Consider the following 20128-nt stretch of genomic DNA (forward strand, 5'->3'; position numbering starts at 1 on the left):
CGAACACGGCAGCGGTCCCTTGAGCCCTCTGGTTCAGTTCCAGTCGCCGTACGACGTGAAACCGTCGGAGTCGGTCAACTGCTCGCCGGCGCTCTCCACGTCCTCCGGCAGCAGGCTCCAGACGATGAAGTCGGTGCGGACGTCGGCCCAGGTGTCGTCCTCGGTACGGACCCGCGCTATGCAGGCGTTGCGCAGCACGCCCTCGCTGATACAGCCGATCTTCTGGGCGACCTGCTGGGAGGCGGTGTTGTCGGCGGCCGTGCGCAGCTCTATGCGTTCGAACTTCTGGTCCGTGAACAGCCATTGGGCGGTGGCGAGCGCCGCCTCCGAGGCGTAGCCCTCGCCGCGGGCCCAGGGGGCGATGATGTACGACAGCTCGGTGGAGCGGATGTGCCAGTTGGTCTTGGTGAGTTGGACGACGCCCACCAGGCGCTGGGTGAGGAACTCGGTGACGGCGAGGTCGAGTCCGCGGCCGGACTCCCGTTCGGTTGGCGCGTACTCGGTGATCCAGGCGTGCGCGCCGTCCTGGGTGAAGGGCTGCGGGACGGAGGTCCAGGCGGCGATCTGCTCGTCGTTCATCATCTCTGTCAGCGCGGGCACGTCGTCCTCGTCGAGGGCACGCAGCACCAACCGCTCCGTGCTGATGGAGATGTTGGGGAAGGTGCTAGTCATGCGCCGCTCCGTAACCTTCGGAAGACCTTCAAGTCCTGCTGAACTGCCCAGCATGCAGCATGAAAGCACTCAACTGCACTACAGGGTCCACCCGGGGTGATCGAGTGGACCCTGTACGTATCGGTACGTGTCAGAAGTACGTGTCGGAAGGCCGGGTCAGAAGGACGGGATGACGGAACCGGCGTACTTGTCCTCGATGAACTTCTTGACCTCGGCGGACGTCAGGAGCTTGGCGAGCTTCTTCACGCGCGGGTCGTCCTCGTTGCCGTCCTTCACCGCGAGGAAGTTGCCGTACGGGTTGTCCGTGGCGGACTCCAGGACGAGGGCGTCGTCGGCGGGCTTCAGGTCGGCCTCGATGGCGTAGTTGCCGTTGATGACCGCGGCGTCGACGTCATCCAGGGAGCGCGGGGTCTGGGCCGCCTCCAGCTCCTTGAACTCGAGGTTCTTGGGGTTCTTGGCGATGTCGGCCGGGGTCGCGTCGTTGCCCACGCCGTCCTTGAGCGTGATGATCCCGTTGGCGTCGAGGAGCTTGAGGGCGCGGGCCTCGTTGACGCTGTCGTTCGGGACGGCGATCGTCGCGCCGCTCTTGAGGGCGTCGGCGCTCTTCACCTTGTGCGAGTAGAGGCCGAGCGGCTCCAGGTGGACCGTGACGACGGGCACGATGTGGGTGCCGTTCTTCTTGTTGAAGTCGTCGAGGTACGGCTGGTTCTGGAAGTAGTTGGCGTCCACGGAGCCGTCCTCGGTCGCCGTGTTCGGCGTGACGTAGTCCGTGAACTCCTTGACCTCCAGGTCGAGTCCGGCCTTCTTCGCCAGGTTGTCCTTGACGTAGTTGAGGATCTCGGCGTGCGGGACGGGGCTCGCGGCGACGACCAGCGGGCCGCTCGTGTCGGAGGAGCCGGCAGAGGTGGCGTCCTCCGAGCCGCACGCGGTGAGCCCGAAGGTGAGGGTTCCGGCGGCGAGAACGGCGGTGGTGAGCTTTGCGGTGTTACGCACGAAAAGTGCCTTTCCTTTTGGGCAGAGCATCCCCGCGGTGGGTGTGCGGGGAAGTTTTCGGAGGGGGGTCAGACGGTCTTCGTGTCCGCCGTCGCGGCCTTCAGCAGCCGCAGCTTCGGTGCCGGGCCGCCGCGTCCGCCGCGACTGTGCAGCGAGCGGGCCGCGTAGTCGCCGGCGAACTGGATGACCGAGATGACGACGGCGAGGATCGCCACCGTGATCCACATGAGTTCGGTCTCGAAGCGCTGGTAGCCGTAGCGGATGGCGATGTCGCCGAGGCCTCCGGCGCCGACCGTGCCGGCCATGGCGGAGTAGCCGATGAGGGCGACGATCGTGGTGGTCGTGCTGGCGATCACCGAGGGCAGCGACTCGGGGACGAGCACCTTGCGGACGATCGTCCAGGTGTTGCCGCCCATCGACTGCACGGCCTCCACCAGCCCGCCGTCCACTTCGCGGACCGCCGTCTCGACCAGGCGCGCGAAGAACGGGATGGCGCCGATGGCGAGCGGCACGATCGCGGCCTCGCGGCCGATGGTCGTCCCCGTGATGGAGCGGGTGAAGCCCATCAGCGCGACCATCAGGATGATGAACGGCATCGAGCGGGCGACGTTCACGACCTGGCCGATGACCTTGTTGGCGACGACGTTCTGGAGCAGTCCGCCGCGGTCGGTCAGAACCAGCAGGATGCCGAGCGGGAGGCCGCCGACCACGGCGATGGCGGTGGACCAGCCGACCATGTAGAGGGTGTCCCAACACGCCTGCTCCAGCAGGGGCTGCATCTCGGACCAGGTCACTTGGCACCTTCCTTCACCAGCACGGACGCGGGCTCCTGACCCACGACGTCGATCTGAAGTCCCTGTTCGCGCAGGAAGCCGATCGGCACGACGTTGTCCTCGTAGCGGCCGGGCAGTTCGATGCGCATCCGGCCGACCTGGAGGCCGCCGACGGTGTCGATGGCGGCACCGAGGATGGAGATGTCGATGTTGTAGGTGCGCGACAGCTGGGAGATGACCGGCTGGGTCGCGGCCTCGCCGTGGAAGGTGACGTCGATGACGGTGCGGTCGGCGCCGGTGGCCTCGCCGCCGACCGGGAAGAGCGCGGTGGCGAGTTCGGAGCCGGGGGTGGCGAGGAGCTCGCTGACGGTGCCGGACTCGACGATGCGACCGTTCTCCATGAGGGCCGCGGAGTCGCAGATCGACTTCACGACGTCCATCTCGTGGGTGATGAGGAGGACGGTGAGGCCGAGCTGCCGGTTGAGGTCGCGCAGCAGCTGGAGGATGGAGCGGGTGGTCTCCGGGTCGAGGGCGCTGGTGGCCTCGTCGGAGAGCAGGACCTTGGGGTCGCCGGCGAGGGCGCGGGCGATGCCGACACGCTGCTTCTGGCCGCCGGAGAGCTGGGCGGGGTAGGCCCTGGCCTTGTCGGCGAGCCCGACCAGGTCGAGGAGTTCGAGGGCCTTGCGCGACCGCTCCTTCCCCGAGGTGCCGAGGATTTCGAGGGGCAGTTCGACGTTGTCCTGGACGGTACGGGTGGACAGCAGGTTGAAGTGCTGGAAGACCATGCCGATACGGCTGCGGGCCCGGCGGAGTTCCCGGCCGGCCCGGGGACCGCGGCCCGCGAGGGCGGTGAGGTCCTGGCCGGCGACGGTGACCGTGCCGGCGGTGGGCTTCTCCAGCAGGTTGACGCAGCGGATCAGCGACGACTTGCCGGCGCCGGACTGGCCGATGACGCCGTACACCTCGCCTTCGCGGACGTGGAGATCGACGCCGTCGAGGGCGGTGACCTCGCGGCCTCGTGAGCGGTAGACCTTGGTGAGGCCCGTTGTGGTGATCACTGGGATTCCATCACTGTCGAGATTCGTACGCGGGCGTGGATGTGCCTTGGCACGAGAGGAAAGGTGTGCGCGGGGCAGCACGGTCACATACGGCGGAGCACGTACGGACATGCCACGGCTGCTCGCTTCGGGGCGCGAGGCTCAGGGGTGGTGCGGGGGCCCTCTAGAAGGCGCACATTCGACACATACAACGAGCACCGGGCGTCATGGTCGCCTCGGTCGCAAGGGTGCGGCAGCTCGTCGTGGTCATGGAATCAGTAAAGCAGACGTATGGTCCTTACCAACCGCCGCTGTCCGCATGGTGGACAGCGGCGGACAGGGCTCAGGGGCGGACGGAGATCTCCACTCCCCCGTCGGTGACCAGCGCGGACAGGGCCGACAGGTCGGTGACGACGAGGTCCGCGTCGAGTTCGTGGGCCTGGTGGGTTGTGGCCAATGCCACGGTGGTCATTCCGGCGGCCCGACCGGCTCGGAGACCCGCGGGGGCGTCCTCGAAGACGACGCAGCGGGCGGGGTCGACGCCGAGTGCGCGGGCGGCGAGGAGGTACGGCTCGGGGTCGGGCTTGCCGCGGGTGACGTCCTCGGCGGCGACGAGGGTCTTGGGCAGGATGCCGACGGCGTCGAGGCGGGCCTCGGCGAGGCGTCGGGTGGCGGAGGTGACGACGGCCCAGCGGTCGGCGGGCAGGGAGTCGAGGAAGTCCCTGGTCCCGGGCAGCAGCCGCACGCCCCCGTTGGGCACGTCCTCCACCTCCAGCTGCTCGACCCGCGCGACCGCCTCGGGCACGACCTCGGCCGGCAGCAGGTCGGCGACTATCGCGGCGGCGGTACGACCGTGCAGCTCGACCCGCTCGAACTCCTCGGCCGTGATCCCGTACTCCCCGGCCCACTGCCGCCAGCAGCGGTCCACGGAGGCGAGGGAGGAGACCAGGGTGCCGTCGTTGTCGAAGAGCAGGGCTTGCGCATGGATCGTCATGGTCTAGACCCTACGGGGCGGGCTGCCGGGGCTTGGCGGACGGGGCCGTGGGCGCCGATCGTCACGGCATGGGTCCCGAGGTGGGAGTTTTCGTGAGCGCCGGCCCGCTGCCGGACCAGGAGGCCGACGAGGACGAGATCGACCGGCGGGCAGGGCAGCCGGAGGCGATTCCCCGGCCCGTGCCCCTCGAGGAGGCGGCGGCTCTGGCGAACTGCTTCGGGCCGGACGACTCCTACGGCATCGCCTGGACTCTGGCCCACCTGATCGAGACTGCCCCGGGCCCGGTGCCCACCGCACGCCCCGCTCCCGGCGCCGGGGCGCACGGGCGCGTCCGGCGCCGGACCGTGGCGGCCGGGCCGGTTCCCGGCGGGGCGGTCGGGGGCGAGGGGCTCGGGGGATTCGGGGCGTAATAGGGTCGGCGCATGCTTGATGCCCTGACGCTCGTGACCGGCGTCGCCGCGCTACTGCTGGCCGCGTGGTGCGGCTGGGCGGCCTATCGCGATGAGCCCACCAAGGACTGGCACTTCATCGGGATGGGTGTGGTGTCGCTGCTGGCCCTGGTGCAGCTGGTGGTCGGGATCGTGCAGCTGGCGCGGGGCGAGAAGCCGGACCAGGGGACGACGATCTTCGTGGCGTATCTGCTGGGCGCGTTCGCGTGCGTCCCCGCGGCGGGCATGCTGTCGCTCTCCGAGCGGTCCAAGTGGGGCTCGGTGACGGTCGCGGCCGGCGGTGTGGTGCTGGCCGTGCTGGAGGTGCGGCTCTATGACATCTGGGGAGGCTGAGGTGACCGTGGCGGAGGACGAGTCGGCGAGGAACCGACTGGTCAGCGGGCCTGGCACGCTGCTGGTGTGGCTGTACGGCGTGATGGTCGTCGGCGCCGTGTCGCGCTCGGTCTACCAGATCGCGACCGAGTTCGACCGGGCGCCGCTCGCCTACTCGCTGTCCGCCCTCGCGGGCCTGGTGTACGGCTTCATCACGTACACCCTGGTGCGCGGCGGCGAGACCGCCCGCAAGGCGGCGCTGGTGTGCTGCGCCGCCGAGCTGGTGGGTGTGCTGACCGTGGGCACCTGGACCCTGCTGGACCACTCGGCGTTCCCCGACGCGACCGTCTGGTCCGACTACGGCATGGGGTACGTCTTCATCCCCGTACTGCTGCCACTGTCGGCCATCTACTGGCTGCGCAGGGCGCGGACCGTCCAGTAGGGGCTCAGGCCGTCGCCGCGTAGGTGCCGGCCGGCTTCTCCAGGACGATCATCGGTACGCCGTCCGCGCCCTTGGACGTGCCGACCGCCTCGTAGCCCACCTTGCGGTAGAGGCGGAGGTTGCCCTCGCTGCGGTGGCCCGTGAAGAGCCGGAACACCGTCGCACCGCGCTCCTCGGCGAGGGCCGACTCGGCCGCCTTCAGGAGCCGCGCTCCGATGCCGTGGCCCTGGAGGCGGGGGTGGACGCAGAGCTTGCCGATGGCGGCCGAGCCGTCCTCGGTGACGCGGCCTCGCACCGAGCCCACCACCTCCTCGCCGAGGCGGGCCACGAAGACGCAGTCCGCGGCGACCTCCTCACGGACCGAGTCCAGAGTCTGGACGAGCGGATCGATGCGGTAGTTGCCGTACAACGCCGCCTCGCTCTGGAAGCACAGGTACTGGAGCCTGAAGATCTGCTCCGCATCCCGCTCGTTCGCCGCCGAGATGGTCACGCTCATGCCCATGTGCGCACGCCTCCCGCTCACCTGATCGCCTGTCGTCCCTCACTCCTATCCCCGCCCTCTCCCGGCCGCAACCTCCGGTGTGAGCAAACGACGGAGACAACCCAGGCATCTGGAACGTTCCGGACCGAGACTGCCCTGTGAGATACCCAACTCCCCCGCGATTTCCCGGTACGTGAGGTCCATCGGGGAGAGCAGCGCCTCCATCAGACTCGGACAGCGGCCCGGCAAACGGCGTACGGCATCGCGCAGCGCCCGGCCGCGGGCCGCCGCGAGGGCGAGGTGTTCCGGGGTGCGGTCCGCGTCGTCCGCGGGTTCGGTCTCATACGGCCGTTCGATTCGCGTCGTACGGCGTGTGCGGCGGGCCTCCGAGCGGACCGCGCGGCGCAGCCAGCCCTGCGGATCCGTCGGCGGGCCGTCCGTGTCGAGGCGTTCCAGGAGGCGGAGCCAGACCGCCTGTTCGAGATCGCCCGGTTCCGCACCGGTGGCATGTGCCTCCGCGGAGGCTTCGGCGGTGAGCAGGGGGCGCAGGGTGGTGACCAGGTCGTGCGTCATATGCCTGACGACGCGGCCGCCCGGGCGACGGGTTGCCCGGGCGGCCGTCTGTCACCCCAACCGGGGGCGTGCGCTCAGCCGTTGACGAAGTCCTCGCGGGCCAGCAGGCCGGTGTCCGGGTTGTCGGTGAAGACCCCGTCGATGCCCGTGGCGAAGTACGTCCGGTAGGCGCCGAAGACATCGCCGTACGCGTCGGGGTCGGTGCCCCTGCGGAAGCTGGTGGGCAGGAAGGGGTTCTCGTTCCGCATGGTGTACGGGTGCAGGATCAGCCCCACCTTGTGCGCGTCCGCGACGAGCGTGGTCGGCGTCGTGAGGTCGCCGTTCGCGTCCTTCGGGATGACCAGGTCGAGGGTCGGGCCGATGCCCTGGGCGTAGCCGGCGATCTCCCTCAGCCCCTTGCGGGTGATCAGGTCGGCGACCGTGCGCGGGTCGCCCGTCTCGACGAAGTCCCAGGGGCGGCTGCTCGCCGAGGAGAGCAGGACCACCAGCGGGTTGCCGACCAGCTTGTTCAGGCGCTGGATGCTGGTCGGCTCGAAGGACTGGAGGATGACCGGCGAGTTCCACCTGTCCTTGCCGTGCTTGTGCAGCAGCTTGGCGACCCGCTCCTCCAGGCCGAGGCCCAGCTTGCGGAAGTACGTGGGGTGCTTGGTCTCGGGGTAGATCCAGACCTGCTTGCCGCGCTTGCGGGTCTGCTCGTCCTGCCACTTCAGGACCTCTTCGAAGGTGGGGATCTCCCAGCGCCCGTTGTAGAGGGTGTTGTGCGGACGGTTGGCCGGGATGCGCTCGATCGCGCGCAGGGTCTTCAGTTCGGCGAGCGTGAAGTCCTCGGTGAACCAGCCGGTGACGGAGACCCCGTCGAGCAGCTTGGTGGCCTTGCGGTCGGCGAACTCCTTGTGGTCCGCGACGTCCGTCGTACCGCCGATCTCCGGCTCGTGGCGGCAGACGAGGTGGCCGTCCTTGGTGGGCACCAGGTCACCGGCCTCGACGACATGGGCGCCGAGGTCCAGGGCGAGCTGGTACGAGCCGAACGTGTGCTCCGGCCGGTAGCCGCTGGCGCCCCGGTGACCGATGATCGTCGGCACGGGCAGGCTCTTCACGCCTCCACCGTGCCGCGCCTCGCCGGCTCTCGCCGTACCCGAGAGACCGAGTACCGCTCCGCTCGCGCCGAGCACCGCGGCGCCGAGAAGGGCCCGCCGTCCGGTGCCGCCCACCTGCTCGTCCGAGTTCTGCGTTCCCATGAGGACCCTCCCTGCGTCGCCTCTTCACTGCGCGCCGATCGTAGGTGCGTGCACATGACGGACGGGAGACCTGAGGCAGAACACGCGGGTGACGCTGGATGTCGTACGGGAAGGCCGGTGTGACGGGCTGTCAGGCGCGGAGGGCGATGTCCGTCACATCATGGCCAACGGGTTACGGGCGGTACACCGTGCGCCACCGCAGGTAAACCAGCGTCAACACTGCGTAAGACCTCGGTGAACCCGGTGAACCCGATGTGCACTACCCCGGTGACCGCGAGTATCGTCCTCACCTGCACAGACATATACCGATTCACTTGACACCGGAGGGTCCGTTGTCCCGCTTCGCGCTCATCAAGGCAGTGCTCGGACCGATCATGCGCCTGATGTTCCGCCCACGGGTGGAGGGCGCGGAGCACATCCCGGGAGACGGTCCGGTGATCCTCGCCGGCAACCACCTGACGTTCATCGACTCGATGATCATGCCGCTGTTCTGCGACCGTCAGGTGTTCTTCATCGGCAAGGACGAGTACGTCACCGGCAAGGGCCTCAAGGGGCGGCTGATGGCCTGGTTCTTCACGGGCTGCGGCATGATCCCCGTCGACCGGGACGGCGGCCGCGGCGGCGTCGCGGCGCTGATGACCGGGCGCCGGGTGCTGGAGGAGGGCAAGGTCTTCAGCATCTACCCGGAGGGCACCCGCTCCCCCGACGGCCGCCTCTACCGCGGCCGCACCGGCATCGCCCGGCTCGCCATGATGACCGGCGCGCCCGTCGTCCCGTTCGCCATCATCGGCACCGACAAGGTCCAGCCCGGCGGCGCCGGCATCCCGCGGCCCGGCCGCGTCACCGTCCGCTTCGGCGAGGCGATGGAGTTCTCCCGGTACGAGGGGATGGACCGGGACCGCTATGTGCTGCGGGCGGTGACCGATTCTGTGATGGCCGAGGTCATGCGGCTGTCGGGGCAGGAGTATGTGGACATGTACGCGACCAAGGCGAAAGAGGCCGCGTAGAGGTCCATCGCCGGGTGCGGGGCTGTGGGGGCTGGTCGCGCCCACGCGGCGGAGCCGCAGATCGATACCGCCCCGCGCCCCTGAGGTGCGTCCCCTTAACCGGCGTTTTCCAGGCGCTGTTCCTTCAGCATGAACCATGCCGCCACCGCCGTTGCCAGGAGTACCACCGCGCCCACACCCGCCGCCAGCGACAGGCCGTCCACGAATGCCTGCCTCGCCGAGTCCAGGAGTGCTGCCGATTGCTGCGCCGGCATTCCCGCCGCCGCCTCCACCGCACCACCCAAGGACTCGTGCGCTCCTTCCGGGGTGCCCGCCGGGCCCGTGAAGCCCCGGTAGACGCCGGTCACGATCGAGCCCAGTACGGCGATGCCGAGGGCCGCGCCCAGTTCGTACGCCGTCTCCGAGACCGCCGACGCCGAACCCGCCTGTTCCTTGGGGACGCTGGAGAGGATCACGTCGGCCGTCACCGTGAAGGAGAAGCCGGCGCCGATGCCGACGACCAGGAGGGCGGCGCCCAACAGGGGGTAGCCGGTCGACTGGTCGATCACCGTCAGGGCCGCCAGCGCCAGGCCCACCGCCGCCAGGCCGCCCGCGACCACCGAGCGCACCGAGAAACGCCGGGCCGCGCGACCGGCGATCAGACCGGCCGCCACCGCGCCCACCGCGGCGGGCAGTTCGGCCAGACCCGCCTCCAACGGGCGCCTGCCCTGGACCAGTTGCAGATACTGCGAGAGGAAGAACACCAGGCCCGACAGACCGAGGATGGTCAGCAGGTCGGCCAGGACGGCCGCGCTGAAGCCGCGGTTGCGGAACAGCCGCATGTCCAGCAGCGGGGTCGGCAGGGTCAACTGACGGCGCACGAACCAGTACAGGGCGGCCGCGCCGAGCAGGCCCACCGCGAGGCTCTCGCCCGTGATGCCGTGGCCTGCGGCCTCCTTGACGGCGTAGACCAGGGCGATCATGCCGACCAGTGACAGGGCGACGCTGAGCATGTCCCACGGGCCGGGGTTCGGGTTCTTGGACTCCGGGAGCATCTTGACGCCGACGACGACCAGGACCGCCATCACGGGCAGGTTGATCAGGAAGACCGAGCCCCACCAGAAGTGTTCGAGCAGGAAACCGCCCGCGATCGGGCCGATCGCCGTACCGGCGGAGGCGGTCGCGCCCCAGATGCCGACGGCGAGGCTGCGTTCGCGCGGGTCGTGGAAGAGGTTGCGGATCAGGGCGAGGGTCGCCGGCATCAGCGTCGCGCCCGCCACGCCCAGCAGGGCGCGGGCGAGGATCATCAACTCCGGTGTCGTGGCGTAGGCGTTGAGGACCGAGATCGCGCCGAACGCCGTGGCGCCGATGAGAAGGATCCGCTTGCGGCCTATTCGGTCGCCGAGGCTGCCCATCGAGACGAGCAGGCCAGCGATGACGAAGGAGTAGACGTCGCCGATCCAGAGGAGCTGGGTGCCGGAGGGCTTCAGGTCCTCGCTGATGTAGGGGGTCGCGAGACCGAGGACGGTCGCGTCGACGGCCACCAGCAGCACGGCCAGGACGAGGACGGACAGCGCGAGCCAACGGCCCGGGCGCTTGGTCACCGCCTCGTTCGACGACGCCGGCTGCATAGTGCTGGTCATGATTCCTCTCTCGGTTCTGTGTGGTGCCTCAGTGCGCCGCCGAGCAGCAGCTCGACGATCATGAATTGGAAGTCCTTGCGGGCCACCCGGCCCTCCGACACCGCCCAGGCGCCCGAGGCCAGCAGTCCGTACAGCGCCTCGGTGAGCCAGGTCGGCGTGAGGTCGATACGGAACTCGCCGGTCGCCTGGCCGCGTCGGAACAGGGCGGCGATGCGGTCGTCGATGCGGGTCCAGCCCGCGTTCTGCTGCTCGCCCTCGAACAGCTGGTTCTCGGTGTAGAGGAACGCGAGCAGGGCGGCGGCCGGTTCGATCTCCCGCACCAGTCGCCGTACGGCGTCGCTCGCGGGGCCGTCGTCCGGGCGGGCCGCGTCGAGGGCGGCCTCGCACTCCTCGATGCCGAGTGCCTCCAGGGCCCGGACGAGCGCGTCGCGCCCGGCGAAGTGACGGTGCAGGGTGGCGCGGCTGATCCCGGCGGCCTTCGCGACCTCGTCCATGGTCGCGGTGGATTTACGGGTCAACAGGGCGGCGGCACTGCGCAGCACGTGGTCACGATCGACAGCCATGAGACAACCATAGCCCATGTGAGACATGAATGTCTCATCGCGGGCATGGCCGTCTCACCGTCGACCGCTGGGTGGGTCCTCGTGTGTCAGTGCCAGGGCAGCTGCCCGCGCCGCTCCCAGTAAGCGCCCGGTTCCTCCGCGAGCGTGGCGAGGCGGTCCAGCTGCTCCTCGTCCAGGTCGACGACCGCGGCATGCAGGTTGGAGGCGAGCTGGTTGGTGGTGGCGGCGCCGGAGAGGACGACGCCGGCCCAGGGCTGGCGGAGGATCACGGCGAGGGCGACCGCGTCGCAGCCGAGGGAGGTCTGCGCGGCCACGGCCTTCAGGGCGTCCGGCGCGTGGACCTCGGCGAGCCTGCCGTTGGCCATGCCCTCCTTGACGATCACCGTCAGCCCGGCCTCGTGGGCCTCGGCGAGGGCGGGGGCGGCCGAGGTCTCCAGGGCGTTGTAGGTGGACTGGACCGTGCGGAAGAGAGGCTCGCCGTCGACCGTCACGGCGAGGGCGGCGCGGATGGCGTCGGCCTGGGCGGGGCCGCTGGTGGAGAAGCCGACGCTCACCCCCTCGGCGGCCGCTTCCGCCAGCTTGGCGTGCAGCTCCTTGTCGGTGAGAGCCGGACTGTCCGGGGTCACCGAGTGGATCTGGTAGAGGTCCAGCCGGTCACCGAGGAGCTCGGCGGTTTCGCCGCGCTGACGGACGTAGGTCTGGACGCTGTGGTCCTTGACCTCGTGCTTCTCGGCGTCGGTGGTCCAGGCGGCGGTGTAGGTGTAGCCCCATTTGCTGCCTACGACGATGTCGTCGATGTCGGGGCGCGCGTTGAGCCAGTCGGCGAGGAACTCCTCGGAACGGCCGTAGGAGCGGGCCGCGTCGAAGTAGCGGACGCCCTGGAAGTAGGCGGCGTCCAGGAGTTCATGGGTGCGGGCGCGCAGGGCGTCGACGCTGCGGTTGGCTCCGAGGTCTTCGTCGCGGCCGAGGTTGATGTAGCCGGGGCGGCCGACTGCGGCGAGGCCGAGGCCGATGTGGCAGGTGGGGGTTGTTGCTGTCGCCAGGCGGGCGAAGGGCATCGCGGGCTCCGATCGGTCGGCTCCTTACGGCTTCGACCAACGTAACCCGCGATGACCTTCGGTGAAGCAGGGCGCCTACGAGCTCGGGGCGTGCGGCTCCATGGCGGGTACGGGTGCTTCGTGGCTTGTCGCGCAGTTCCCCGCGCCCCTAAGGGCGCTTCGCCTCGGCCCACTTGTGCTGTGCCGCCACGTCCGCCTTCACCTCGGCCAACTGGACCGCCACCGCGCTCGGCGCCGTGCCGCCGCGGCCGTTGCGTGAAGCGAGCGCGCCCGGGACGTTGAGGACCGAGCGGACCTCGGGGGTCAGGTGGGCGGAGATCTTGGCGAACTGTTCGTCCGTCAGGTCGTTCAGTTCCTTGTTCTCGGACTCGGCGACCTTGACGCACTCGCCGGCCACCTCGTGCGCCACCCGGAACGGGACGCCCTGCTTGACCAGCCACTCGGCGATGTCGGTGGCGAGGGAGAAGCCGGCCGGGGCCAGTTCCTCCATGCGCTCCCGGTTCACGGTGAGGGTGGCCATCATGCCGGTGAAGGCGGGGAGGAGGACCTCCAGCTGGTCGCAGGAGTCGAAGACCGGCTCCTTGTCCTCCTGAAGGTCGCGGTTGTACGCCAGCGGCAGGGCCTTGAGCGTGGCCATCAGGCCGGTCAGGTTGCCGATGAGGCGACCGCTCTTGCCGCGCGCCAGCTCCGCGATGTCCGGGTTCTTCTTCTGCGGCATGATCGACGAGCCCGTGGAGAACGCGTCGTGCAGGGTCACGAAGGAGAACTCCTTCGTGTTCCAGATGATGACTTCCTCGGCGACCCGGGAGAGGTTCACGCCGATCATCGCGGTGATGAAGGCGAACTCGGCGACGAAGTCACGGGAGGCCGTGCCGTCGATGGAGTTGCCGACGCTGCCGTGCTCGAAGCCGAGGTCCTTCGCGACCGCCTCCGGGTCCAGGCCCAGCGACGAACCGGCCAGGGCGCCCGAGCCGTACGGGGAGACCGCCGTGCGCTCGTCCCACTGGCGCAGCCGCTCCGCGTCCCGGGACAGTGCCTGGGCGTGCGCCAGGACATGGTGGGCGAAGAGCACCGGCTGGGCGTGCTGGAGGTGGGTGCGGCCGGGCATCGCCACGTCCGGGTGGGCCTCCGCCAGGCCGATCAGCGCGTCCTGGAGCTCGGCGATCAGGCCGCCGATGATCCGGGCGTGGTCCCGCAGGTACATCCGGAAGAGGGTCGCGACCTGGTCGTTGCGGGACCGGCCGGCGCGCAGCTTGCCGCCGAGGTCCGGGCCGAGGCGCTCCAGCAGACCGCGCTCCAGGGCCGTGTGGACGTCCTCGTCGGCGATCGTGCCCACGAAGGAACCGTCGGCGACGTCCGCCGCGAGCTGGTCGAGGCCCGCGATCATCCGCGTCAGCTCGTCGTCGGTGAGCAGACCCGCCTTGTGCAGCACGCGCGCGTGGGCACGCGAACCGGCGATGTCGTAGGGCGCGAGGCGCCAGTCGAAGTGGACTGACGCGGACAGCTTCGCCAGGGCCTCGGCGGGACCGTCGGCGAATCGGGCGCCCCAGAGCCGGACATCACCGCTGTTGCTGCTCACTTGCGTTGCTCCTAGAGAGGTCGATCGACTCACCGTCATGCATGAGTATGCAGTGCAGTGCATGATTCGTCAATTCAGGCCGGTCTCGTGATGGATTTGAAGATCCTTTGAACAATCGAAACCGCTTACTCGTACCCCTCCCCGAACGCAGGCGCCGCGTTTGTACAACCACAGAGACGACGACACCCCCCGACCCTTGTGAGGCATCAGCATGTCCAGGGCTCTTCCGAAGTACAACAAGCGCCGCGTCGCGTTCATCGGCGGTGCCACCGCCCTCGTGCTGACCGGTGCCGTGATCGCCGGTTCCGCCCTCGCCGGGGAGACCTCCAAGAGCAGCAACGGCACCAACGCGCAGACCCTCGCCGACCCCGGCACCATCACCTGCCCGGACGTCGCCTCGCAGCTCCCCGCGATCCCGGCGACCGCACAGGCCGAGATCGACCGTAACCTCACCCTGCTCCAGACCCAGATCGACGAGGCCAACAAGCGGCTCGTGGACACGGTCGGCCAGGGCGGACCGAACTTCGTCCAGAACGCCATCCTCGGCCCGCTGGAGGACAAGCGGATCGCCGTCGTCAACCGCATCGCCACGGCCATCGGCCGCACCGCCGACAAGCCCCAGGGCCTGGAGGCGCTCGCGCCCTGCACGCTCAACGCGGGCGGCGTCGCCGACACCGGCGAGCAGGCCGGGGCGGGCGAGGACGCCGGAGCGGGCGCGGAGGCCGGAGCCAGCGCGGAGGCGGAGGCCACTCCGAGCGAGGCGGCGGGCGCCGAGGACGCCGGGAACGCGCAGGGCAACGGCAACGCGCAGGACGCGGGCGGGGCCGCCGCCGCGGGCGCCATCTCGTGCCCGGACGTGGCCTCGCAGCTGCCCGCGATCCCGGCCACCGCGCAGGCCGAGGTGGACCGCAACCTGGCGCTGCTGAACACCCAGATCGCCGAGGCGAACAAGCGCATCGTCGACACGGTCGGCCAGGGCGGACCGAACTTCGTCCAGAACGCCATCCTCGGCCCGCTGGCCGACAAGCGGAAGTCGACCATCGACCGCATCGCCATCTCCATCGGCCGTACCGCCGAGAAGCCCCAGGGCCTGGACTCCCTGGCCACCTGCACGCTCACCCAGTGACGTGACAGGTGCTGTGGCCGCCCCGAGTTCAGCGCCGGCCGGGGCGGCCGCGGCGATGTCCGGGGAGTACCGAGCCTCCGGACTCCTCGAAACGGATGCCGCGATTCATTAGACAGGCGAAAGAGTCCCACCCATAATCGTTAGACATGGGAAAGACCTATGAACGCATAGACGGCCGGCTGCGCACCTTCATCGAGGCGCAGCCTCTTTTCTTCACCGCGACCGCCCCTCTGTCCGGCGACGGCACGGTCAACCTCTCCCCCAAGGGCCTCAAGGGCTCCTTCGCGGTACTCGACGAACTCACCGTCGCCTACCTGGACTTCGCCGGCTCCACCGCCGAGACGGTCGCGCACCTGCGGGAGAACGGCCGCATCACCCTCATGTGGTGCGCGTTCCAGGGACCGCCCAACATCGTCCGGGTGCACGGCCGCGGCGAGGCCGTCCTGCGGGACGACCCCCGCTTCGGGGAACTGCTCACCCACTTCCCCGACATCGATCCGAGCCTGCACGGGCTGCGGGCCATCATCGTGGTGACGGCCGAGACCGTCCGCGACTCCTGCGGCTACGCGGTGCCCTTCATGACGTACGACGAGGACCGTGACCTGCACGCCAGGCGGTTCGCGCGCGAGGACGACGAGTCGCTCAGCGCGTACTTCGCCAAGAAGGAGCACATCGCCACGAGCCTGGACGGCCTACCCGGGCTGCCGTTGCCGCTGCCGCCCTCTACCGTCTGAGCCATGGGCTCCCCCGCCGTCGCCACGGCTCTCGTGTCCGCGTCCCTGCTCGTGCTCGGTGCCGCGCCCGGCGGCGGTACGCCCCTGCCCGCGCGCATGGCCGACACCGGGGGCGGCACCCAGCTGATCACCGCGGTCGCCGCGAAGAACGGCTCGACCACCGGGACGCTCATCTGGTGGGACCTCGACAACGGAGAGTGGGTGAAGGCCGGTTCGGCCAAGGCCCGGTTCGGTGCGAAGGGGCTCGTCGAGGGCGCCTCGCGCAAGCAGGGCACGAACACCACACCGACGGGGCTCTATCACCTGCCGTACGCCTTCGGGGTGAAGGCGGCGCCGGGCGGGACCTCGTACAAGTACCGGCCCGTGCGCGCGAAGTCCTGGTGGTGCCAGGACAACGACTCGCGCTCCTACAACCGTTGGAGCGAGCCGCGCGCGAAGGACTGCCGGGCCGCCGAGTCGGAGCGTCTGGCCTCGTACCCGAAGCAGTACGCGTACGCCATGGTGATCGGCTTCAACTACTCCGAGCCGGTGCGCGGTCGGGGCGCCGGGATCTTCCTCCATGTCAACGGCAGCGGGGCGACGGCGGGTTGTGTGTCCGTCTCCGCCGACGCCATGCGCCGCGTGCTGCGATGGGCCGACCCGGACCGGGCGCCGCACATCGCGATCGGCACCACGAGCGGGCGTACGGCGATCACCCGGTACTGACGGGTTACCGCCAGTCACCCCACTGCACATCGGACTCGAGAAACAACTGAACACACGGGCGTCGCGGCACGTACCTCTGGGCCAAGGGACCACGCCACCCCCCTTGCCCCGCTCCCGGAGGAATCGTGACCACCACGCTCGCAGGCGGCCGCGCCGCCCGCCGCCAGACGATGCGCCGCATCCGCCCGCGCCGCTCCCCGGCCGTCCCGCTGGTGATCGCCCTATGGACGGGCGCGGCCGCGGTGCTGTGGCTGTGGTGGGACAACACCCCGTCCCTCGCGGACAACACCGCCCGGATCGTCGCGGCGGGCCGGATCACCGGTCTGCTGGCCGGCTATCTGATGGCGCTCGTGGTGCTCCAGATGGCCCGGGTGCCCGCGCTGGAGCGGCGGGTGGGCTCGGACCGGGTCGCCCGCTGGCACGCGATGAGCGGCCGCTACACGGTGAGCCTGGTCATCGCGCACGTCTTCCTCATCACCTGGGGGTACGCGCTCCAGGCGGGCAAGACGCTCGGCGATGTCGTGACGCAGTTCATCGACCTGATCACCACCCTGCCGGACATGGGCAAGGCTGCCATCGGCACCGGGCTGCTGCTGGTCATCGCGCTGCTCTCGATCGGCGGGGTCCGGCGCCGGCTGCCGTACGACACCTGGTACCACGTGCACCTGCTGACCTACGCGGTGGTGTACCTGACGTTCTGGCACCAGATCACCACCGGCAACGAGTTCGCCGTGGCACCGGCCGCGAAGACCTTCTGGTACGGGCTGTACGGCGTGGTCACCGCGCTGGTGATCTGGTACCGCCTGCTGACGCCGATCCGCCTCAACATGCGGCACCGCATGTATGTCGCGGCGGTCATCGAGGAGACGCCGGGCATCGTGTCGGTGCTCATCGGCGGGAAGAAGCTGCACCGGATGGGCGCGGAGGCGGGTCAGTTCTTCCGCTGGCGCTTCAAGGCGCCGGGCATGCGGTTCAGCTCCCACCCGTACTCGCTGTCGGCGGCCCCGCGCCCGGACATGCTGCGGATCACGGTCAAGGCGATCGGCGACCACACCGCGCGCCTGCGCGAGCTGACGCCCGGCACCAAGGTGTGGGCCGAGGGGCCCTACGGCGCCATGACCGCCCAGCGCCGCAGCCGCGGCAAGGTGCTGCTGGTGGCGGGCGGGGTCGGCATCACGCCGATGCGGGCACTGTTCGAGACGCTGCCCGGTGCGTCCGGTGACATCACCCTGCTCTACCGGGCCAACAGCACCCAGGACCTGGCGCTCTGGGACGAGCTGGCCGCCATCGCCGACGAGCGGGGCGCCCGGCTGATGTACGCCGTCAACAGTCCGGACGGCGAGCGGCCGGACATCTCGGCGGAGCGGCTGCAGCAGAAGCTGCCGGACATCGACGAGCACGACGTCTTCATGTGCGGGCCGCCCGGCTTCGCACAGGGCGTGTACGAGGCACTGCGCGGTGCGGGTGTGCCCGCCCGCCGCATCCATCACGAGTCGTTCGAGATGTGAGCGACGGGAACCTTCAGGTCTGACGGGACCTTCAAAGACTTCAGGAGCTTGGAAGCCATGAGGAAGAGTCACCCGATCCGGCGTGTCGTCCTGGCCGGCGCCGCCACCGTCTCCGGGATCGTGCTGCTGCTGGCGCTGAAACCGGGATCCGACCCGACCTCCGCGTCCGCGGCGGGCGGCGCGGTCCCCCAGCAGACCGCGGCGGCCCAGGAGTCCGCGCAGGGCGGTGCCCAGGGGGCCACCGGCTCGGCCACCGGCGACGCCGTGCAGACCCAATACGGGGCCATCCAGGTCCGTATCACCTTCGTCAACAACAAGATCACCAAGGCGGAGACGGTCCAGCAGCCCAAGGGCGGCCAGAGCGACCAGATCACCGGCAACGCGGTACCGAAGCTCAACGCGTCGACGCTCGCCAAACAGAGCGCTCAGATCGACGCGGTGTCCGGGGCGACGTACACCAGCGAGGGCTACAAGAAGTCCCTCCAGTCGGCCATCGACAAGGGCAACGCGGCGGCCGCGGCGGGAGCGGCCACCCCGGCCCCCTCCGAGAGCGCGGGCAACGCCCAGGCCGCCGCCAAGACCGTCACCGGTGCCGTCTCCCAGACCCAGTACGGGCCCGTCCAGGTCCGGGTCACGGTCGCCAACGGCAAGATCACCAAGGCCGAGGCGGTCCAGCAGCCCAAGGGCGGCCAGAGCGACCAGGTCAACGGCAACGCCATCCCGAAGCTCAACCAGGCGGCGGTGGCGGCCGGGAACGCCGACATCGACGCGGTGTCGGGCGCGACCTACACCAGCGCCGGCTACAAGAAGTCCCTCCAGACGGCGCTGGACCAGGCCGGTGGCTGACACGGTGACCGAACCGTCAGAAGCTCCCGCCGCGGTACGTCATGCGGAGGAGGTCATGGGGACCGTCTTCTCCTTCGACGTCCGCGGCGGGGATCCCAGGGCCGTGAAGGCGGCCCTGGAGGAAGCGGTGGCCGGCCTGCACCGCGTCGACGCCGCCTTCAGCACGTATCGCGAGGACAGCCAGATCTCCCGGCTGGTCCGCGGCGAGCTGACCGTCGCCGACTGCGCCCCGGAGGTCGCCGAGGTCCTGGAGCTGGGCGCCGAGGCGGAGGACCTGAGCGACGGCTGGTTCAGCCTGCGCTACGAGGGCCAACTCGACCCGACGGGCATCGTCAAGGGCTGGGCCGTGGAACGGGCGGCGCGCTCCCTGTCGGCGGCCGGCGCGACGGGGGTCAGCCTCAACGGCGGCGGGGACGTGCAGCTGCTGGGGGCGCCGGGACCGCAGCGGCCGTGGCGGGTGGGGGTCGCCGACCCGCTGCGTCCGGGGGGCCTGGCCGCGGTCGTCTCGGCGGCGGGTACGACCGAGCTGGCCATCGCGACCTCCGGTACGGCGGAACGCGGCGCCCATATCGTCGACCCCCGCACGGGCCGGTCCGCGGTGACGGACCTGGTCGCCGTGACGGTGGTGGCCCCGAGCGTCATGTGGGCCGACTGCTGGGCTACGGCGGCCTTCGCGATGGGCTCACGGGAGGGCCTGCGCTGGCTGGAGTCGCTGCCGGAGGTGGAGGCGCTGCTGATCACGGCGGGCGACGAGGTCAGATGCACGGGGGGCCTGGCATCGCGACTCGGGTGAGGGTCCCGACCTCAGGGGCGCGGGGAACTGCGCGACAAGCCACAACGCACCCGCACCCGGCACACCTCGATCACCACCCCATTCAGTGGCCGTTCTGAGCCAGTCTCAACAGATGCTCGGCGAGCGCCTGTCCCCCCACCGGGTCCCTGCTGATCAGCATCAGCGTGTCGTCGCCCGCGATCGTCCCGAGGATGTCGTGCAGTTCGGCCTGGTCGATGGCCGAGGCGAGGAACTGGGCGGCGCCGGGCGGCGTCCGCAGCACGACCAGGTTCGCGGACGCCTCCGCGGAGATCAGCAGCTCCTGCGACAGCCGCCGCATCCGCTCTTCCTTCGCCGACTCCCCCAGCGGCGCCCGGGGGGTCCGGAAACCCCCCTCGCTGGGCACCGCGTAGATCAGGTCGCCGTCGGTGTTGCGGATCTTCACCGCGTTGAGCTCGTCGAGGTCCCGGGAGAGCGTCGCCTGGGTGACGCTCAGCCCGTCGTCGGACAGCAACTTCGCCAACTGGCTCTGTGAGCGCACCGGTTGCCGGTTGAGGATGTCCACGATCCGGCGGTGCCGTGCGGTACGGGTCTGCGGTACGGCAGGTCCCGCGTTGTGATCGTGCTCCTGCGCCTGGCTCATC

General features: G+C 70.1%; 23 protein-coding genes. 10 read left to right on the plus strand and 13 right to left on the minus strand.

Translation table 11 applies throughout. From position 1 onward, the window contains the following. Nucleotides 1–33: 33 nt before the first annotated feature. The 5 genes from ABKA17_RS30685 to ABKA17_RS30705 form a co-directional block, all read right to left on the minus strand. Nucleotides 34–672, minus strand: a complete 639-nt coding sequence (locus ABKA17_RS30685) for a GNAT family N-acetyltransferase (protein WP_353695542.1) — start codon at nt 670–672, stop codon at nt 34–36. A gap of 156 nt (nt 673–828) precedes the next feature. Next, nucleotides 829–1665: a MetQ/NlpA family ABC transporter substrate-binding protein gene (locus tag ABKA17_RS30690; RefSeq protein ID WP_353695543.1), complete on the minus strand. Its 837-nt coding sequence runs from the start codon at nt 1663–1665 to the stop codon at nt 829–831. A 68-nt stretch (nt 1666–1733) separates the two neighbouring features. After that, the gene (locus ABKA17_RS30695; RefSeq protein ID WP_353695544.1) at nt 1734–2459 is read right to left on the minus strand and encodes a methionine ABC transporter permease; all 726 of its coding nucleotides are present in this window, start codon (nt 2457–2459) and stop codon (nt 1734–1736) included. After that, on the minus strand, nt 2456–3496 hold the full coding sequence (locus ABKA17_RS30700) for a methionine ABC transporter ATP-binding protein (RefSeq protein WP_353695545.1): 1041 nt from the start codon (nt 3494–3496) through the stop codon (nt 2456–2458). Before ABKA17_RS30700 ends, ABKA17_RS30695 begins: the two co-directional genes overlap by 4 nt. Before the next feature lie 322 nt (nt 3497–3818). Continuing rightward, nucleotides 3819–4469, minus strand: coding sequence for an HAD family hydrolase (locus ABKA17_RS30705; protein WP_353695546.1), 651 nt, complete (start codon nt 4467–4469; stop codon nt 3819–3821). Nucleotides 4470–4561: 92 nt separating this feature from the next. Here ABKA17_RS30705 and ABKA17_RS30710 point away from each other — a divergent pair, with 92 nt between their 5' ends. Genes ABKA17_RS30710 through ABKA17_RS30720 form a run of 3 tightly spaced genes read left to right on the plus strand, consistent with a single transcriptional unit; the run spans nt 4562 to nt 5672 of the window. Further along, nucleotides 4562–4879 carry a hypothetical protein gene (locus ABKA17_RS30710; protein ID WP_353695547.1) on the plus strand — a complete coding sequence of 106 codons (318 nt, stop codon included), beginning with the start codon at nt 4562–4564 and terminating at the stop codon, nt 4877–4879. 12 nt (nt 4880–4891) lie between these two features. Then, on the plus strand, nt 4892–5251 hold the full coding sequence (locus ABKA17_RS30715) for a hypothetical protein (protein WP_353695548.1): 360 nt from the start codon (nt 4892–4894) through the stop codon (nt 5249–5251). Beyond that, nucleotides 5232–5672, plus strand: a complete 441-nt coding sequence (locus ABKA17_RS30720; RefSeq protein ID WP_353695549.1) for a hypothetical protein — start codon at nt 5232–5234, stop codon at nt 5670–5672. Before ABKA17_RS30715 ends, ABKA17_RS30720 begins: the two co-directional genes overlap by 20 nt. Before the next feature lie 4 nt (nt 5673–5676). On the opposite strand, the gene ABKA17_RS30725 is transcribed toward ABKA17_RS30720, so the two are convergent. The 3 genes from ABKA17_RS30725 to ABKA17_RS30735 form a co-directional block, all read right to left on the minus strand. Further along, entirely contained in the window at nt 5677–6174 is a 498-nt protein-coding gene (locus ABKA17_RS30725) for a GNAT family N-acetyltransferase (RefSeq protein WP_353695550.1), read from the minus strand. A gap of 45 nt (nt 6175–6219) precedes the next feature. Beyond that, nucleotides 6220–6726 (minus strand): RNA polymerase sigma factor, encoded by a 507-nt coding sequence (locus ABKA17_RS30730; protein WP_353695551.1) that lies wholly within the window; start codon nt 6724–6726, stop codon nt 6220–6222. A gap of 74 nt (nt 6727–6800) precedes the next feature. Next, entirely contained in the window at nt 6801–7964 is a 1164-nt protein-coding gene (locus ABKA17_RS30735) for a glycerophosphodiester phosphodiesterase (RefSeq protein ID WP_353695552.1), read from the minus strand. Between the two features lie 332 nt (nt 7965–8296). Between ABKA17_RS30735 and ABKA17_RS30740 the strand changes: the two genes are divergently transcribed. Next, entirely contained in the window at nt 8297–8971 is a 675-nt protein-coding gene (locus ABKA17_RS30740; protein WP_353695553.1) for a lysophospholipid acyltransferase family protein, read from the plus strand. A 95-nt stretch (nt 8972–9066) separates the two neighbouring features. Here ABKA17_RS30740 and ABKA17_RS30745 read toward each other — a convergent pair whose 3' ends face one another. From ABKA17_RS30745 to argH, 4 genes are all read right to left on the minus strand, one after another. After that, entirely contained in the window at nt 9067–10593 is a 1527-nt protein-coding gene (locus tag ABKA17_RS30745; protein WP_353695554.1) for an MFS transporter, read from the minus strand. Continuing rightward, nucleotides 10590–11156, minus strand: coding sequence for a TetR/AcrR family transcriptional regulator (locus ABKA17_RS30750; RefSeq protein ID WP_353695555.1), 567 nt, complete (start codon nt 11154–11156; stop codon nt 10590–10592). The genes ABKA17_RS30745 and ABKA17_RS30750 overlap by 4 nt, the downstream gene beginning before the upstream one ends. An 86-nt stretch (nt 11157–11242) precedes the next feature. Continuing rightward, nucleotides 11243–12214: an aldo/keto reductase gene (locus tag ABKA17_RS30755; RefSeq protein WP_353695556.1), complete on the minus strand. Its 972-nt coding sequence runs from the start codon at nt 12212–12214 to the stop codon at nt 11243–11245. Nucleotides 12215–12362: 148 nt separating this feature from the next. Beyond that, nucleotides 12363–13793: an argininosuccinate lyase gene (argH, locus tag ABKA17_RS30760; protein ID WP_353695557.1), complete on the minus strand. Its 1431-nt coding sequence runs from the start codon at nt 13791–13793 to the stop codon at nt 12363–12365. Between the two features lie 211 nt (nt 13794–14004). Between argH and ABKA17_RS30765 the strand changes: the two genes are divergently transcribed. The 6 genes from ABKA17_RS30765 (at nt 14005) to ABKA17_RS30790 (ending at nt 19505) form a co-directional block, all read left to right on the plus strand. Then, entirely contained in the window at nt 14005–14919 is a 915-nt protein-coding gene (locus ABKA17_RS30765) for a hypothetical protein (RefSeq protein ID WP_353695558.1), read from the plus strand. Between the two features lie 146 nt (nt 14920–15065). Further along, nucleotides 15066–15653 (plus strand): pyridoxamine 5'-phosphate oxidase family protein, encoded by a 588-nt coding sequence (locus ABKA17_RS30770; RefSeq protein WP_353695559.1) that lies wholly within the window; start codon nt 15066–15068, stop codon nt 15651–15653. Between the two features lie 3 nt (nt 15654–15656). Then, complete coding sequence (locus ABKA17_RS30775; RefSeq protein WP_353695560.1) at nt 15657–16358, plus strand: L,D-transpeptidase family protein; 702 nt, start codon at nt 15657–15659, stop codon at nt 16356–16358. Between the two features lie 125 nt (nt 16359–16483). Then, entirely contained in the window at nt 16484–17866 is a 1383-nt protein-coding gene (locus tag ABKA17_RS30780; RefSeq protein WP_353695561.1) for a ferredoxin reductase family protein, read from the plus strand. 57 nt (nt 17867–17923) lie between these two features. Continuing rightward, entirely contained in the window at nt 17924–18712 is a 789-nt protein-coding gene (locus ABKA17_RS30785; protein WP_353695562.1) for an FMN-binding protein, read from the plus strand. Nucleotides 18713–18716: 4 nt separating this feature from the next. After that, on the plus strand, nt 18717–19505 hold the full coding sequence (locus ABKA17_RS30790; RefSeq protein WP_353695842.1) for an FAD:protein FMN transferase: 789 nt from the start codon (nt 18717–18719) through the stop codon (nt 19503–19505). A gap of 82 nt (nt 19506–19587) precedes the next feature. Here ABKA17_RS30790 and ABKA17_RS30795 read toward each other — a convergent pair whose 3' ends face one another. Then, the gene (locus ABKA17_RS30795) at nt 19588–20127 is read right to left on the minus strand and encodes an arginine repressor (RefSeq protein WP_353695563.1); all 540 of its coding nucleotides are present in this window, start codon (nt 20125–20127) and stop codon (nt 19588–19590) included. Nucleotide 20128 lies beyond the last annotated feature (1 nt).

It is taken from the genome of Streptomyces sp. RG80, assembly GCF_040446465.1.
Classification (GTDB): Bacteria; Actinomycetota; Actinomycetes; order Streptomycetales; family Streptomycetaceae; genus Streptomyces.

What these genes read in the sequence shown, in the direction of transcription:
- ABKA17_RS30685 (WP_353695542.1), bottom strand. Translation starts at nt 672, where the DNA reads ATGACTAGCACCTTCCCCAACATCTCCATCAGCACGGAGCGGTTGGTG.
- ABKA17_RS30705 (WP_353695546.1), bottom strand. Translation starts at nt 4,469, where the DNA reads ATGACGATCCATGCGCAAGCCCTGCTCTTCGACAACGACGGCACCCTG.
- ABKA17_RS30715 (WP_353695548.1), top strand. Translation starts at nt 4,892, where the DNA reads ATGCTTGATGCCCTGACGCTCGTGACCGGCGTCGCCGCGCTACTGCTG.
- ABKA17_RS30720 (WP_353695549.1), top strand. Translation starts at nt 5,232, where the DNA reads ATGACATCTGGGGAGGCTGAGGTGACCGTGGCGGAGGACGAGTCGGCG.
- ABKA17_RS30725 (WP_353695550.1), bottom strand. Translation starts at nt 6,174, where the DNA reads ATGGGCATGAGCGTGACCATCTCGGCGGCGAACGAGCGGGATGCGGAG.
- ABKA17_RS30730 (WP_353695551.1), bottom strand. Translation starts at nt 6,726, where the DNA reads ATGACGCACGACCTGGTCACCACCCTGCGCCCCCTGCTCACCGCCGAA.
- ABKA17_RS30735 (WP_353695552.1), bottom strand. Translation starts at nt 7,964, where the DNA reads ATGGGAACGCAGAACTCGGACGAGCAGGTGGGCGGCACCGGACGGCGG.
- ABKA17_RS30745 (WP_353695554.1), bottom strand. Translation starts at nt 10,593, where the DNA reads ATGACCAGCACTATGCAGCCGGCGTCGTCGAACGAGGCGGTGACCAAG.
- ABKA17_RS30750 (WP_353695555.1), bottom strand. Translation starts at nt 11,156, where the DNA reads ATGGCTGTCGATCGTGACCACGTGCTGCGCAGTGCCGCCGCCCTGTTG.
- ABKA17_RS30755 (WP_353695556.1), bottom strand. Translation starts at nt 12,214, where the DNA reads ATGCCCTTCGCCCGCCTGGCGACAGCAACAACCCCCACCTGCCACATC.
- ABKA17_RS30765 (WP_353695558.1), top strand. Translation starts at nt 14,005, where the DNA reads ATGTCCAGGGCTCTTCCGAAGTACAACAAGCGCCGCGTCGCGTTCATC.
- ABKA17_RS30770 (WP_353695559.1), top strand. Translation starts at nt 15,066, where the DNA reads ATGGGAAAGACCTATGAACGCATAGACGGCCGGCTGCGCACCTTCATC.
- ABKA17_RS30775 (WP_353695560.1), top strand. Translation starts at nt 15,657, where the DNA reads ATGGGCTCCCCCGCCGTCGCCACGGCTCTCGTGTCCGCGTCCCTGCTC.
- ABKA17_RS30785 (WP_353695562.1), top strand. Translation starts at nt 17,924, where the DNA reads ATGAGGAAGAGTCACCCGATCCGGCGTGTCGTCCTGGCCGGCGCCGCC.
- ABKA17_RS30795 (WP_353695563.1), bottom strand. Translation starts at nt 20,127, where the DNA reads ATGAGCCAGGCGCAGGAGCACGATCACAACGCGGGACCTGCCGTACCG.